Source organism: Pseudomonas sp. JH-2 (assembly GCF_036231725.1).
GTDB classification, from domain to species: Bacteria; Pseudomonadota; Gammaproteobacteria; order Pseudomonadales; family Pseudomonadaceae; genus Pseudomonas; species Pseudomonas delhiensis.
In genome coordinates, this window is the sequence record NZ_JAZAQP010000003.1 from 128,304 (window position 1) to 141,854 (window position 13,551).

Annotated in this window: 13 protein-coding genes; 4 read left to right on the plus strand and 9 right to left on the minus strand. The window is 67.3% G+C overall.

All coding sequences use genetic code 11. The features are described 5' to 3' along the window. Positions 1 to 5 precede the first annotated feature (5 nt). The 5 genes from VV867_RS03415 to VV867_RS03435 form a co-directional block, all read right to left on the minus strand. A complete protein-coding gene (locus VV867_RS03415) occupies positions 6 to 539 on the minus strand; it encodes a pilus assembly PilX family protein (RefSeq protein ID WP_328565617.1) in 534 nt (177 codons plus the stop codon). After that, positions 536 to 1,318 carry a PilW family protein gene (locus VV867_RS03420; RefSeq protein WP_328565618.1) on the minus strand — a complete coding sequence of 261 codons (783 nt, stop codon included), beginning with the start codon at positions 1,316 to 1,318 and terminating at the stop codon, positions 536 to 538. Before VV867_RS03420 ends, VV867_RS03415 begins: the two co-directional genes overlap by 4 nt. A gap of 11 nt (positions 1,319 to 1,329) precedes the next feature. After that, positions 1,330 to 1,890 (minus strand): type IV pilus modification protein PilV, encoded by a 561-nt coding sequence (gene pilV, locus VV867_RS03425; RefSeq protein WP_328565619.1) that lies wholly within the window; start codon positions 1,888 to 1,890, stop codon positions 1,330 to 1,332. Beyond that, positions 1,887 to 2,366, minus strand: a complete 480-nt coding sequence (locus tag VV867_RS03430) for a GspH/FimT family pseudopilin (RefSeq protein WP_167364780.1) — start codon at positions 2,364 to 2,366, stop codon at positions 1,887 to 1,889. The genes pilV and VV867_RS03430 overlap by 4 nt, the downstream gene beginning before the upstream one ends. 149 nt (positions 2,367 to 2,515) lie before the next feature. Next, the gene (locus VV867_RS03435) at positions 2,516 to 3,028 is read right to left on the minus strand and encodes a GspH/FimT family pseudopilin (RefSeq protein ID WP_328565620.1); all 513 of its coding nucleotides are present in this window, start codon (positions 3,026 to 3,028) and stop codon (positions 2,516 to 2,518) included. Positions 3,029 to 3,204: 176 nt separating this feature from the next. Between VV867_RS03435 and thiO the strand changes: the two genes are divergently transcribed. Next, positions 3,205 to 4,314 (plus strand): glycine oxidase ThiO, encoded by a 1,110-nt coding sequence (thiO, locus tag VV867_RS03440; RefSeq protein ID WP_328565621.1) that lies wholly within the window; start codon positions 3,205 to 3,207, stop codon positions 4,312 to 4,314. A 223-nt stretch (positions 4,315 to 4,537) separates the two neighbouring features. Here the strand turns inward: thiO and VV867_RS03445 are convergent, their stop codons facing one another. The 4 genes from VV867_RS03445 to VV867_RS03460 form a co-directional block, all read right to left on the minus strand. Further along, entirely contained in the window at positions 4,538 to 5,875 is a 1,338-nt protein-coding gene (locus VV867_RS03445; RefSeq protein WP_089390495.1) for a sigma-54-dependent transcriptional regulator, read from the minus strand. Between the two features lie 11 nt (positions 5,876 to 5,886). After that, the gene (locus VV867_RS03450; RefSeq protein WP_328565622.1) at positions 5,887 to 7,476 is read right to left on the minus strand and encodes a sensor histidine kinase; all 1,590 of its coding nucleotides are present in this window, start codon (positions 7,474 to 7,476) and stop codon (positions 5,887 to 5,889) included. Continuing rightward, positions 7,469 to 7,699, minus strand: coding sequence for a PP0621 family protein (locus VV867_RS03455; RefSeq protein WP_089390497.1), 231 nt, complete (start codon positions 7,697 to 7,699; stop codon positions 7,469 to 7,471). Before VV867_RS03455 ends, VV867_RS03450 begins: the two co-directional genes overlap by 8 nt. A gap of 138 nt (positions 7,700 to 7,837) precedes the next feature. Then, the gene (locus tag VV867_RS03460) at positions 7,838 to 8,851 is read right to left on the minus strand and encodes an outer membrane protein assembly factor BamD (protein ID WP_089390498.1); all 1,014 of its coding nucleotides are present in this window, start codon (positions 8,849 to 8,851) and stop codon (positions 7,838 to 7,840) included. A 146-nt stretch (positions 8,852 to 8,997) separates the two neighbouring features. Here VV867_RS03460 and rluD point away from each other — a divergent pair, with 146 nt between their 5' ends. The 3 genes from rluD (at position 8,998) to clpB (ending at position 13,532) form a co-directional block, all read left to right on the plus strand. Continuing rightward, a complete protein-coding gene (gene rluD, locus VV867_RS03465) occupies positions 8,998 to 9,957 on the plus strand; it encodes a 23S rRNA pseudouridine(1911/1915/1917) synthase RluD (RefSeq protein ID WP_109934241.1) in 960 nt (319 codons plus the stop codon). Then, positions 9,954 to 10,682: a peptidoglycan editing factor PgeF gene (gene pgeF, locus VV867_RS03470; RefSeq protein WP_328565623.1), complete on the plus strand. Its 729-nt coding sequence runs from the start codon at positions 9,954 to 9,956 to the stop codon at positions 10,680 to 10,682. The genes rluD and pgeF overlap by 4 nt, the downstream gene beginning before the upstream one ends. 285 nt (positions 10,683 to 10,967) lie before the next feature. Further along, positions 10,968 to 13,532, plus strand: coding sequence for an ATP-dependent chaperone ClpB (clpB, locus tag VV867_RS03475; protein ID WP_328565624.1), 2,565 nt, complete (start codon positions 10,968 to 10,970; stop codon positions 13,530 to 13,532). The last annotated feature ends 19 nt before the right edge of the window (positions 13,533 to 13,551 follow it).

Genomic DNA, 13,551 nt, shown 5'->3' on the forward strand with positions numbered 1-13,551 from the left:
GGGGGTCAGTTGTTGTATACCCGGGCCACCACGGAACGCAGTGGGGCCTCGCGGTTGTTGCTGGCGGCGCGGCTGTTCACTTCATAGAAGAAGGTGCCGTTGCCCAGCATCATCGAGCCGTACTCGGGGTTGATCGACTGGCCGCCGACGCTGCCGCTGGGGGCTGCGATCATGTAGCGACTGACACTGGTGGTCTGCGTGGAGGGGGTAACGCCGTTGCCGGTGTAGCCCAGGGCGTCGGAGAAGTCCTGGGAATAGTCGTTGGGTGTCTTGTTCCAGATACAGGGCAGGTTATCGGCGGTGGTATCCGCCGGGCAGCGGTCGGGCGGCAGCAGCGACTCGCTGAGGCTTTCCTCGGTGTTGCGTAGCGCCGACTCGGCGCTGTTGAACAGGCGCTTCTCCTCGGCCACGCTGCCGGTGATGCGGGCCTCCAGGGCCGATTGGCGGACGCTGGAAATGGCCAGCACGGAGATGACCAGCAGGATGATCAGCGAGACGAACAGGATCGCGCCCTGCTGCGACTGGCGGGATGCATTCATGGCATGAGGTTCCTGAGGGTGATCGAGCCTTGGGCGATCTGGTAGAGCTGCCCGTTGTCGGTGCCGATGCTGGAGTCGGGATAGCGGGCCTTCCATTGCGTCAGGGTGGCGCTGTCCATGCCCTGGCGGGCATTGACCGAACTCATCATCAGGGCTGCATAGCGCACCGCCCGGATCGGCTGGGTACCCGGGGAGGTCGTGTAGGTATCGATCTGGCGCTCATCGGTCTGGGGGCCGACGCCGTATTCGAACTGTATGTCGGCGACGCCTCGCAGAATGACCTCCTCATCGCCACCAACTGCACACTTGAGCTCGTTGTCGTCAACGTAGAACCTTTCCATCACGGTCAGTGTGCTGGTGGTATAGGGCTCGTCGGGAACGGTTCCGTCGGCGGGCTTCGCCCCTAGGCAATTGCGCTCGTCAGGGTCGCGGGGCTCATAGCGGATACAGATACCGCCGCCGTTCGCCAGAGAGACGGTCCGACCTTCCAGGAAACTGCAACCGGCTGGCGGAGCAGGAGTGCTTTGCGAGGTGACTGCAGGGAAGCTGGTATCGAAGCCCCTGTCCGGCTGCCGCCGATAACCGGTCTTGCTCAGTTCCTGGTCGAGTAGCAGGAAGGTGTAGCGGCTGTTTTCCTGGTTCTCCGTCTGGGCCTGCTGGAAGACGAAGGTGTTCTTGTTGTCGATGAAGATCTGCACTATCCCGATGATCAGGAAGCTGCTGACGGTCAGGGCGACCATCAGCTCGATCAGGGACAGGCCTTGCTGGCGCTTCTGCATGCTGGTCCGCCTCAGATTTCCGCTCTTACCCGATAGCGGCAGATGGTCTTGTCGCTGTTGCTGTCAGTGTCCGTCGCATCCAGGCATTCTCCGTTCTTCACCCGCCAGGCCACCTGGATTTCGATGGCGCGGCCTGCGTTTCCACAAGTGCCGGCGGTGTTCCCCGCCCGGCAGACGTGCACCTCGGCCGCAAGGCCGGCGGCGCCGGGCAGGGTCTCCTGCACGCGGGTCAGCCAGCAGTTGAGCTGCTTGGCGGGATCGGCGTTGGCGGGCAGCGGCTGGCAGGTTCCCTCCTCGGGCGCCTCCGGGTAGCCGTCGCTGCCGGTGAAATATGCCGAGTTCGGGTTGAGGTTGCCGCTGGCGGTATAGACCTGGTCGCGGTTGCTGCGCATGATCTCCAGCATCTCGTTGGCGAGCATGGCGGCGCTGCTGCGCTGCACCGAGTCCTGGGTGTACTGCACCGTGCGCCCCTGCATGGCGACCATGCCCAGCACGCCGATGCAGATCAGCAGCAGAGCAACCAGCACTTCGATCAGGCTGAAGCCAGAGGATTGCCTGCGAACGTCATTCATGATCCGCAACTCCCAAGTGCTTCACCTTCGTCCGACGTGCCCCGGGGCCAGACTCTGACCTGCCCAGCCACGCTGACGGTCAGTTGATAGCCGGTGGCGGCGTCACCGTCCTGGCAGATGTAGATACTGGTGTTGGCGGAGGCGGTGCCGTTCGGATAGAAGGTCACCGAGGCAGTGGCCGGCAGGATGCTGAGGGCGCTTTGCTGGCTATCCAGTTGGCGAAGGGCGGTATTGCCCTGGCTGACTGTCCAGGCTCCGCTGCTGGCTGCCGCAGTGATGTCGACATTGCGCGTCACCGCCTCGGCGCGGGCGTATTGCAGCAGGGAGGCGAGTTCGCTGGCGGCGCTCTGAGTCCGGTTGGTCTTGATCAGGTAGCTGAAACTGGGCAACGCGATGCTGACGAATATCACCAGCAGCGCTACCACGATCATCAACTCGATCAAAGTGAACCCCGCCATTTTCTGGGGGCGCGACATGGCGCATTCCTCCTGTTTACCTTGAGGGAAATGCTGCCTATTTGTGTGGGAAATGTCCCTTTTTGTTGGATGGCCGATACAAATCGCGCGATGTCCGGTCATGCCCGGCGGTCATCTGTGACCTCAGTCGCAGAGCGGTTGTGTACTGGTCAGCGTGGGCAGAGGCTGGCGCTGGGGGCGCTTTCGGTGCGGATGCGGCCGCTGCGGTTGATCACGATCTGGTGGCTGGTGGCGTGCCGGGAGCAGACCTTCAGGTGGCCGGCATGGAAGGCGCCGTTGGGGCGGATGGCGTGGCCCTGGGGGCGGTAGTGGATGTAGTGGCGGGAGGTGCTGTCCGGGCGTATTTCCACGTCTTCCAGGGCCGGGTGCAGGCGCAGCGGGGGCTCGCCGGGTTGCGGCCGGCCGTCGTTGTCGTCGTCGTGGAACAGCGCCCAGCCGTTGGCCCAGTCGCCTTCGTGGGCCGCGACGCTGACCGGGCGGCCGGTGAAGACCGCGGTTTGCCGGGCATGGCTCAGGGCACCGCGCAGGCTGTGCAGGGCGACCAGGCTGCGCTGGGACTGGAGCAGGTTGTCGAAGGCCGGTACGGCCAGGCTGGCGACCAGCCAGAGCAGGAGGATCGAGAGCAGTGCTTCCAGCAGGCTGAATCCGCGATTCTTTTGCATGGTGCCATCCCTGGCGCTATCCCACCGTCGCAGTATCGGGCCTTGGGCGCTCTGCCTGGGCCCAGGGTGTTGCGCGTCGCTTCCGGCGAAGGTGTAGGGCGCTTCGCTTTGGCGGGGTTGGTATAGTGGCGCGCCGGATGACCGTCCGGTTTCCTGTCGGTTCGAGGTGCAGCGGTATGTCGGATGTTCTGCTTGTCGGTGGTGGCGTTGTCGGGCTGTTGAGCGCCTGGACCCTGGGGCGCGAAGGGTTGCGGGTGACCCTCGTCGAGCGTGGCGAGACCGGGCGCGAGGCCTCCTGGGCCGGCGGCGGCATCGTTTCCCCGCTCTACCCCTGGCGCTACAGCCGGGCGGTGGCGAACCTGGCGCACTGGTCGCAGGACTTCTACCCGGCGCTGGGCCAGCAACTCCTGGAGGACACCGGCGTCGACCCCGAGGTGCACGTCACCGGCCTCTACTGGCTGGACCTGGACGACCAGGCCGAGGCCCTGGCCTGGGCCCGCGCCAACGCTCGCCCGCTGCGGGAGGTGGATATCTCGGCGGTCCACGATGCCGTTCCCGCGCTGGGGGCCGGTTTCCGGAAAGCGGTCCACATGCCGGGCGTGGCCAACGTGCGCAACCCGCGGCTGGCGCGTTCGCTGCGCGAGGCGTTGCGGCGCATGCCGAACGTCGAGGTGCGGGAAGCTTGCGAGGTCAGCGGCTTCATTCATGAGCAGGGTGCCATTCGCGGTGTGCGTTGCGCCGCCGGCGAACTGCGGGCCGAGACGACCGTGCTGGCGGCCGGCGCCTGGAGCGGCGAGCTGCTGGCCAGCCTGGGCCTGGAGCTGCCGGTCGCGCCGGTGAAGGGGCAGATGATCCTCTACAAGTGCGCGGCGGATTTTCTTTCCAGCATGGTGCTGGCCAAGGGGCGCTATGCCATTCCCCGGCGCGACGGCCATATCCTGGTGGGTAGCACCCTGGAGCACGCCGGGTTCGACAAGACGCCCACGGACGAGGCCCTGGCCAGCCTGCGCGCTTCCGCCGAGGAGCTGCTGCCGGCCCTTGCCGGGCAAGCACCGGTGGGGCACTGGGCGGGGTTGCGGCCGGGCTCGCCCGAGGGCATTCCCTTCATCGGCCAGGTGCCGGGGCGCGAGGGGCTGTGGCTGAACACCGGGCACTACCGCAACGGCCTGGTGCTGGCGCCGGCTTCCTGCCGCCTGCTGGCAGACCTGATGCTGAAGCGCGAGCCGATCATCGAGGCGCAGCCCTATGCACCAGCAGGGCGCCTGGTGGCGACGCCGCTGGCCTGATACGTACGTCATGGGTGGGATTTGCGTAGGGCGAATAACCGTTCGCGGTTATCCGCCGTTTATCCCATGTGATAGCCAGCGCCAAGGTCAAGCTTGGAGCCGCCTGGGGTCAGCGCCCACGCCAAGGTCGAATCCCGAGCCGGCCGGGGAGCGAGGTTAAACGGCGGATAACGTGGAACGTTATCCGCCCTACGTCATGGGTGGGTTCTGCCCGGGCACTTGATCAATCGATACCGAGCTTCTTCAGCCGGTAGCGCATGGAGCGGAAGGTCAGGCCCAGGCGCTGGGCGGCGGCGGTGCGGTTCCAGCGGGTTTCTTCCAGGGCCTGCATGATCAGCTTGCGCTCGATCTCTTCGAGGTAGTCCTCGAGGTTGTCGATCTGCGCCAGGCTGGCCTCGCCGGCTTCGCTGTTGCCGGTGGCCTCGGCGAAGCGCAGGTCCTGGGGCTGGATGACGTCGTCCTCGCACAGGGTGTAGGCGCGCTCGAGCATGTTCTCCAGTTCGCGCACGTTGCCCGGGAAGCGGTAGCTCTTCAGCTTCTCCAGGGCGTCGGCGCTGACCTGGGCCGCCGCCAGGCCGCTGTCGCTGGCCAGGCGCTTGAGCACGCGTTCGGTGAGCAGCGGGATGTCCTCGCGGCGCTCGCGCAGCGGCGGCACGCGCAGCTCGATGACGTTCAGGCGGTAGTAGAGGTCCTGGCGGAAGCGGCCGGCGGCGACTTCCGCGGCCAGGTCCTTGTGGGTGGCGCAGAGGATGCGCACGTCCACCGCCACTTCCTGCTGGCCGCCCACCGCGCGCACGGCCTTCTCCTGGATGGCGCGCAGCAGTTTCACCTGCATCGGCAATGGCAGGTCGGCCACCTCGTCGAGGAACAGGGTGCCGCCGTTGGCGGCCTGGAACAGGCCCTGCTTGTCCTCGACCGCGCCGGTGAAGCTGCCTTTCTTGTGCCCGAAGAATTCGCTTTCCATCAGCTCGGAGGGGATGGCGCCGCAGTTCACCGGGACGAAGGCCACTTCGCTGCGCGGGCCCTGCTCGTGGATCAGCCGGGCCACCAGCTCCTTGCCGCTGCCGGATTCGCCGCTGATGTAGACCGGCGCCTGGCTGCGCGCCAGCTTGGCGATCTGGTTGCGCATCTGCCGCATCGGCGGCGAATCGCCGAGCAGGCGGTTGTCCACCGGCGCATCCTCCGCGCCCGGCGAGCGCAGGCGCAGGGCCGTGGCCACCAGTTCGCGCAGGCGGCCGAGGTCCACCGGCTTGGTGAGGAAGTCGAAGGCGCCGGCCTTGAGCGCGTTGACCGCGGTGTCCAGGCTGCCGAAGGCGGTGATCATGGCCACCGGCACCTGGGGATGGCGCTGCTGGATGTGCTGCACCAGGTCCATGCCGGTGCCGTCGGGCAGGCGCATGTCGGTCAGGCACAGGTCGAAGGGTTCGCGGGCCAGGTATTCCTTGGCTTCCTTGACGTTGCGGGCGCTGCGGGTGTCCAGCTTCATGCGGCCGAGGGTGATTTCCAGCAGCTCGCGGATATCCGGTTCGTCGTCGACGATCAGGGCTTTTTGCCGGCTCATGCTCTTTTCTGTCAGCTCTGCTTGCGCGGGTGGGCGAAGGTGATGCGGAAGCCGCCACCGCCTTCGTCGCGGTTCTTGAAGTCGATGCGGGCCTGGTTGCTTTCGCACAGCTCGCGGGAAATGTACAGGCCCAGCCCGGTGCCCTTGCTCTCGGTGGTGAAGAAGGGCTCGAACAGCTTGCCCAGCTGCTCCGGGGCGATGCCGGGGCCGTCGTCGAGCACCTCCAGCACCGGCAGGTCGCTGTCCTTGTCGCGGAACAGGTTCAGCCACACCTGGCCGCTGCCGTTCTGCCTCGCACTGTACCGTAACCCATTCTGCACCAGGTTACCCAGCACCTGGGTGAGCTGGCTGGGGTCCATGCGCGTCTGGATCTCGCCGCCGCCCAGTTGCAGGTGGATCTGCTGGTCGCCGCGCAGGCCTTCGCGCTGCTCGTCGGTGAAGCGTTGCAGCCACTGCTTGAGGTCCAGCTGCTGCGGTTCGGCCTGGCGCCGCCGCGACAGCTGCAGGACGTTCTCGATCACCAGGTTCATGCGCCGCGACTGGTCCTGGATGATCTGCGTCAGGCGCCGGTCGGGGGCGTCAAGCGCGTCTGACTCCTGCAGCAGTTGCGCGGCGTGGCTGATGGCCCCCAGCGGGTTGCGGATCTCGTGGGCGATGCCGGCGGTCAGCCGGCCCAGGGCCGCCAGCTTGAGTTGCTGGGCCTGCTGGGCGATCTGCGAGATGTCCTCGAGGAACACCAGGGTGTGCTGCTCTTCGCCGCGGCGCAGGGGGATGAAGCTCGGCTGCAGCATGGGGCCGCCTTCGGGCGCCTGCAGGCTCGGCGGGCGCAGCGAGGGGTTCTGTACCCACTGCTGCAGGCTTTCGAGCAGTTCCGGGCATTGCGCGGTGGCGAGCTTGCCTTCCAGGTCCGGCTGGGCCAGCAGGCCCAGGGCGCTCTGGTTGGCCAGCAGCACCCGGTGCCGGCTGTCCAGCACCAGGATGCCGGTGCGCATGCGCTGCAGGATGAGGGCGTTGAGTTCCTCGAGGTTGGCCACGGTGGTGGCGCGTTCCTCGGCCAGGTGCTCGGTGAGTTGCTGGCGCCGTGCCAGCCCCTGCAGCAGCAGGGCGGCGGCGAAGCTCAGGGCGCCCAGGCTGCCGGCCTGGACGTAGTGGTTGATCGCCGTGGGCTGGCTGAGGCTGAGGTAGAAGGTCAGGTAGATCATGCCGATGGCGGCGACGGCGGCGATCAGCAGGCCGATGCGCCCGCGCAGCAGGATGTTGGCGATGCCCACCGCCACCACCAGCAGGTTGCCGATGCCGCTGGGCACGCCGCCGGCGGCGTAGAACAGGCCGCACAGCGCGAGGATGTCGAACAGCGCCAGCAGGAAGATCGGCAGCAGCTGGCGCGGCGTCGGCATCAGCACGGCGATCAGGATGTTGACGATCAGGTAGCTCCAGCAACTGGCATGGAACAGCGCGGACTGGCCGACGTTGAGCACCCGGTCGTCGAGGTCGCTGGAGATCAGCAGCACCAGCAGCAGGCCGATGCTCAGGCGGTACAGGTGGTACAGGCGGAGGATGCGCTGCCCCTGCTGGCCGCTGATGGGGATGGCCCTAGCCATGCCGCTGGCTGTCCTGCTGTAGGTGGGCCTGGCTGCAATACCAGCGCTGCTCGTGCTGCAACGCCTTGGCGCGCGGCACGTGCACGCCGCACTGGGCGCAGCGCACCATGGGCTCGGCCTGGTCGTCCGGCGGCGCCTGGGGCGGGCGTTGCGGGCGGGTGGCCTTGCGCCACAGCCACCAGATCAGGGCGATGAGGAGGATCCAGAACAGCAGGCGGACCATGGCGTTCCCTTTTGTCTCGAAGAGCCGCAGTTTATCCGAGCCACCACGGCGTACAAGTCGCGCTGCCCGCTACTGTGCGGAGGATCCGTGCGGGCATGAAAAAGGGAGGCCGGAGCCTCCCTCTGCATGGCGGGTCGATCAGTCGACCAGGCCGAAGGTCAGGTAGTGCCACCAGGAGTGGCTCTTCTTGCCGCTGGTGTCGGGCTTCTCGACTTCCTCGTCCTGGTGCTCCGGCTGCAGTTCCCGCGGGATCTGCTGGCGGGCATCCTCGTACTGGCGCATCACGTCCTTGCTCGCCTGGGTTTCCATCTGCGGCGGCGCGGTGTTGGAGTCGATCAGGCCGAGGGTGGCCTTGGCCAGCCAGGAGCGGCTGCTGTCGTCGTCCTCGCGGGGTACGAACTGGCCGTCCTTCAGGCTGGGGTTGTCCGGGTAGTTGAGCTTGAGGGTCTGCAGGCTGCTGTCGGCCAGGTCGTTCAGGCCCAGGCGCTGGTAGGCCTCGGTCATGATCGCCAGGCCATCGCCGACGGCCGGGGTCTCCTGGAAGTTCTCCACCACGTAGCGGCCACGGTTGGCGGCGGCCACGTAGGCCTTGCGCTTGAGGTAGTAGTGGCCGACGTGCACTTCGTAGGCCGCCAGCAGGTTGCGCAGGTAGACCATGCGCGCCTTGGCGTCCGGGGCGTAGCGGCTGTTGGGGAAGCGGCTGGTGAGCTGGGCGAACTCGTTGAAGGAGTCGCGCGCCGCACCCGGGTCGCGCTTGGTCAGGTCCAGCGGCAGGAAGCGCGCCATCAGGCCGCGGTCCTGGTCGAAGGAGGCCAGGCCCTTCATGTAGTAGGCGTAGTCGACGTTCGGGTGCTGCGGGTGCAGGCGGATGAAGCGTTCCGCCGCCGAACGCGCGGCTTCCGGCTCGGCGTTCTTGTAGTTGGCGTAGATCAGCTCCAGCTGCGCCTGCTCGGCGTAGCGGCCGAACGGGTAGCGGGACTCCAGCGCCTTCAGCTTGTTGATGGCGTTGGTGTAGCTGTTGTTGCCGAGGTCTTCCTGCGCCTGCTGGTACAGCTGGCTCTCGCTCAGGTTCTCGTCGACCTTGTCGCCCTTGGACGAGCAGGCGGAGACCAAGACGAGGGTGGCGATCAGCAGCAGGTGTTTCACTTGCATGGCGGCTTGCGTCCCTGGACGGTCGGCTGTCGCGGCCGCATCCGTCTGTTATGATTGGCGCCCCAGGCGAACCCCTGGGACAAAGGCCCCGTATTTAACCACAGCGTGCCGCCCACCAAAAGGTGGCGCGCCTACTGTGTCCCATCATGTCCGATCTCATCCAACTGGCGGCAGAAGTGCCGTTCGACCTGGGCGGCCAACGCCTCGACCAGGTCGCCGCACAACTCTTCCCCGAACACTCCCGCTCGCGCCTGGCCGGCTGGATCAAGGACGGCCACCTGACCGTCGACGGCGCCGTGCTGCGCCCGAAGGACATCATCCACGCTGGCTCGCGCCTGGCGCTGGAGGTGCAACTGGAGGCCCAGGGCGAGTGGAAGGCCCAGGACATCGAGCTGGACATCGTCTTCGAGGACGAGCACATCCTGGTGCTCGACAAGCCCGCGGGGCTGGTGGTCCACCCGGCCGCCGGGCACCAGGACGGCACCCTGCTCAATGCCCTGCTGCACCACGTGCCGCACCTGGCCAACGTGCCGCGCGCCGGCATCGTGCACCGCCTGGACAAGGACACCACCGGCCTGATGGTGGTGGCCAAGACCCTGGAAGCCCACACCAACCTGGTCGCCCAGTTGCAGGCGCGCAGCGTCAGCCGCGTGTACGAGGCCATAGTGGTGGGGGTGATAGTCGCCGGCGGCACGATCGACGCGCCCATCAGCCGCCATGGCGTGATGCGCCAGAAGATGGCGGTGGTGCCCACCGGCAAGCAGGCGATCAGCCATTACCGGGTGCTGGAGCGCTTCCGCTCGCACACCCACACCCGGGTGAAGCTGGAGACCGGCCGCACCCACCAGATCCGCGTGCATATGTCGCACATCGGCTTCCCGCTGGTGGGCGACCCGGTCTACGGCGGGCGTTTCCGCATTCCGCCGGGGGCCAGCCCGACCCTGGTCGAGTCGCTGCGCGACTTCCCGCGCCAGGCTCTGCATGCGCGCTTCCTGGAACTGGACCACCCGGCCAGCGGCGAGCGCATGAAGTGGGAGTCGCCGCTGCCCGACGACTTCACCTGGCTGCTCAGCCTGTTGCGCCAGGACAACGAGTCCTTCGTATGACCACGCCCTGGCTCGTCCCCGACTGGCCGGCCCCGGCCAACGTGCGCGCCTGCGTCAGCACCCGCGCCGGCGGGGTGAGCCAGGCGCCGTTCGACAGCTTCAACCTCGGCGACCACGTCGGCGACGAGCCGGCCGCGGTGGCCGAGAACCGCCACCGCCTGGAGCAGGCGCAGGGTTGCCGGCCGGCCTGGCTGAGCCAGGTGCACGGCATCGAGGTGGTGGAAGCCGACCCGTCCCGCGTCGCGACCGCCGACGGCAACTGGAGCGCCACGCCGGGCATCGCCTGCGCGGTGCTCACCGCCGATTGCCTGCCGGCGCTGTTCTGCGACCGCGCCGGTACCCGCGTGGCGGCGGCCCATGCCGGCTGGCGCGGGCTGGCCGGCGGCGTGCTGGAGGCCACCCTGGACAAGCTGGCGGTGCCGCCGGAGGACGTGCTGGTCTGGCTCGGCCCGGCCATCGGCCCGCAGGCCTTCGAGGTCGGCCCCGAGGTGCGCGAAGCCTTCCTCGCCGACCACGCCGAGGCCGCGGCGGCCTTCGTGCCCAGCGCCAATGCCGGCCGCTACATGGCCGACATCTACCAGCTGGCGCGCATCCGCCTGGCCGCGCGGGGCGTCAGCGCCGTCTACGGCGGTGGCCTGTGCACCTTCAGTGACACCGAGCGCTTCTATTCCTACCGCCGCAATCCGCGCACCGGCCGCCAGGCCAGCCTGGTGTGGTTGGCCTGACTCTGTAGGTCCCGATCTTCGTAGGAGCGAGCTTGCTCGCGAACAGGCTCCGCAGCGGGGCCCATTCGCGAGCAAGCTCGCTCCTACACAATCCCCGCCTACGCCGTTCCCCCTGCGAATGCCGCTGCCGTGGTGGCCCTACGCCGGCACGAACTGACCGGCGTCATGGCCAAATGGCTTGAAGCAGCCAAAATCGACCTTATCTAACTGGCATCCCGGCGGGTTGTTTCTTCACCAGGGGCAGGTATCGCTCCGACCCGCTATCTAGAAGGAAGGACGAACTCCATGCGAATCGACCGTTTGACCAGCAAGCTGCAACTGGCGCTGTCCGATGCCCAGTCCCTGGCCGTTGGCCACGATCACCCGGCCATCGAGCCGGTGCACCTGCTCTCTGCCCTGCTCGAACAGCAGGGCGGTTCCATCAAGCCCCTGCTGATGCAGGTCGGCTTCGATATCCCGGCCCTGCGCGCGGCCCTGAACAAGGAGCTGGACGCGCTGCCGAAGATCCAGAACCCCACGGGCGACGTGAACCTCTCGCAGGACCTGGCGCGCCTGCTCAACCAGGCCGACCGCCTCGCCCAGCAGAAGGGCGACCAGTTCATCTCCAGCGAGCTGGTGCTGCTCGCCGCCCTGGACGACAACGCCAAGCTCGGCAAGCTGCTGCTCGGCCAGGGCGTGTCGAAGAAGGCCCTGGAGAACGCGGTGAACAACCTGCGCGGCGGCGAGGCGGTCAACGACCCCAACGCCGAGGAATCGCGCCAGGCCCTGGACAAGTACACCGTGGACATGACCAAGCGCGCCGAGGACGGCAAGCTCGACCCGGTGATCGGCCGTGACGACGAGATCCGCCGGACCATCCAGGTCCTGCAGCGGCGCACCAAGAACAACCCGGTGCTGATCGGCGAGCCCGGCGTGGGCAAGACCGCCATCGTCGAGGGCCTGGCCCAGCGCATCGTCAACGGCGAAGTGCCCGACGGCCTCAAGGACAAGCGCCTGCTGGCCCTGGACATGGGCGCGCTGATCGCCGGCGCCAAGTTCCGCGGCGAGTTCGAGGAGCGCCTGAAGGCGGTGCTCAACGAGCTGTCCAAGCAGGAGGGCCGGATCATCCTGTTCATCGACGAGTTGCACACCATGGTCGGCGCCGGCAAGGCCGAGGGCGCCATGGACGCCGGCAACATGCTCAAGCCGGCCCTGGCCCGCGGCGAGCTGCACTGCGTCGGCGCCACCACCCTGGACGAGTACCGCCAGTACATCGAGAAGGACGCGGCGCTGGAGCGGCGCTTCCAGAAGGTGCTGGTGGACGAGCCCAGCGAGGAAGACACCATTGCCATCCTGCGCGGCCTGAAGGAGCGCTACGAGGTGCACCACGGGGTGACCATCACCGACGGCGCCATCATTGCCGCGGCCAAGCTGTCGCACCGCTACATCACCGACCGCCAGTTGCCGGACAAGGCCATCGACCTGATCGACGAGGCGGCCAGCCGCATCCGCATGGAGATCGACTCCAAGCCGGAGGAGCTGGACCGCCTGGACCGCCGCCTGATCCAGCTGAAGATCGAGCGCGAGGCGCTGAAGAAGGAAGACGACGAGGCCACCAAGAAACGCCTGGCCAAGCTGGAAGAAGACATCGCCAAGCTCGAGCGCGAATACGCCGACCTGGAAGAGATCTGGAAGTCGGAGAAGGCCGAGGTGCAAGGCTCGGCGCAGATCCAGCAGAAGATCGAGCAGGCCAGGACCGAGCTGGAGCTGGCCCGCCGCAAGGGCGACCTCAACCGCATGGCCGAGCTGCAGTACGGGGTGATCCCCGACCTTGAGCGCAGCCTGCAGATGGTCGACCAGCACGGCAAGCCGGAGAACCAGCTGCTGCGCAACAAGGTGACCGACGAGGAAATCGCCGAGGTCGTGTCCAAGTGGACCGGCATCCCGGTGTCGAAGATGCTCGAAGGCGAGCGCGAGAAGCTGCTGCGCATGGAAGACGAGCTGCACAAGCGCGTCATCGGCCAGCACGAGGCGGTGGTCGCGGTATCCAACGCCGTGCGCCGTTCCCGCGCCGGCCTGGCCGACCCCAACCGGCCCAGCGGTTCCTTCCTGTTCCTCGGCCCGACCGGGGTGGGCAAGACCGAGCTGTGCAAGGCCCTTGCCGAGTTCCTCTTCGACACCGAGGAAGCGCTGGTGCGCATCGACATGTCGGAGTTCATGGAGAAACACTCGGTGGCCCGCCTGATCGGCGCCCCGCCGGGCTACGTCGGCTACGAGGAAGGCGGCTACCTGACCGAGGCCGTGCGCCGCAAGCCGTACTCGGTGGTGCTGCTGGACGAGGTGGAGAAAGCCCACCCGGACGTCTTCAACATCCTCCTGCAGGTGCTCGAAGACGGCCGCCTGACCGACAGCCATGGCCGTACCGTGGACTTCCGCAACACTGTGGTGGTGATGACCTCCAACCTCGGTTCGGCGCAGATCCAGGAACTGGTCGGCGACCGCGAGGCGCAGCACGCGGCAGTGATGGACGCGGTGAACGCGCACTTCCGTCCGGAGTTCATCAACCGGATCGACGAGGTGGTGGTGTTCGAGCCGCTGGCCCGCGAGCAGATCGCCGGCATCGCCGAGATCCAGATGGGCCGCCTGCGCAAGCGCCTGGCCGAGCGCGAGCTGAGCCTGGAGCTGAGCACGGAGGCGATGGACAAGCTGATCGCCGTCGGCTTCGACCCGGTGTACGGCGCCCGCCCGCTCAAGCGCGCGATCCAGCGCTGGATCGAGAACCCGCTGGCGCAGCTGATCCTGGCCGGCAAGTTCCTCCCCGGCGCGAAGATCCACGCCAAGGTGGAGGACGACGAGATCGTCTTCGCCTGACCTCGGTAGCTGTGAAAAA

Excerpts from the sequence above, each read along its gene's own strand:
- VV867_RS03415 (WP_328565617.1), bottom strand. The coding sequence starts at position 539 with ATGAATGCATCCCGCCAGTCGCAGCAGGGCGCGATCCTGTTCGTCTCG.
- VV867_RS03420 (WP_328565618.1), bottom strand. The coding sequence starts at position 1,318 with ATGCAGAAGCGCCAGCAAGGCCTGTCCCTGATCGAGCTGATGGTCGCC.
- pilV (WP_328565619.1), bottom strand. The coding sequence starts at position 1,890 with ATGAATGACGTTCGCAGGCAATCCTCTGGCTTCAGCCTGATCGAAGTG.
- VV867_RS03430 (WP_167364780.1), bottom strand. The coding sequence starts at position 2,366 with ATGTCGCGCCCCCAGAAAATGGCGGGGTTCACTTTGATCGAGTTGATG.
- VV867_RS03435 (WP_328565620.1), bottom strand. The coding sequence starts at position 3,028 with ATGCAAAAGAATCGCGGATTCAGCCTGCTGGAAGCACTGCTCTCGATC.
- thiO (WP_328565621.1), top strand. The coding sequence starts at position 3,205 with ATGTCGGATGTTCTGCTTGTCGGTGGTGGCGTTGTCGGGCTGTTGAGC.
- VV867_RS03445 (WP_089390495.1), bottom strand. The coding sequence starts at position 5,875 with ATGAGCCGGCAAAAAGCCCTGATCGTCGACGACGAACCGGATATCCGC.
- VV867_RS03450 (WP_328565622.1), bottom strand. The coding sequence starts at position 7,476 with ATGGCTAGGGCCATCCCCATCAGCGGCCAGCAGGGGCAGCGCATCCTC.
- VV867_RS03455 (WP_089390497.1), bottom strand. The coding sequence starts at position 7,699 with ATGGTCCGCCTGCTGTTCTGGATCCTCCTCATCGCCCTGATCTGGTGG.
- VV867_RS03460 (WP_089390498.1), bottom strand. The coding sequence starts at position 8,851 with ATGCAAGTGAAACACCTGCTGCTGATCGCCACCCTCGTCTTGGTCTCC.
- rluD (WP_109934241.1), top strand. The coding sequence starts at position 8,998 with ATGTCCGATCTCATCCAACTGGCGGCAGAAGTGCCGTTCGACCTGGGC.
- pgeF (WP_328565623.1), top strand. The coding sequence starts at position 9,954 with ATGACCACGCCCTGGCTCGTCCCCGACTGGCCGGCCCCGGCCAACGTG.
- clpB (WP_328565624.1), top strand. The coding sequence starts at position 10,968 with ATGCGAATCGACCGTTTGACCAGCAAGCTGCAACTGGCGCTGTCCGAT.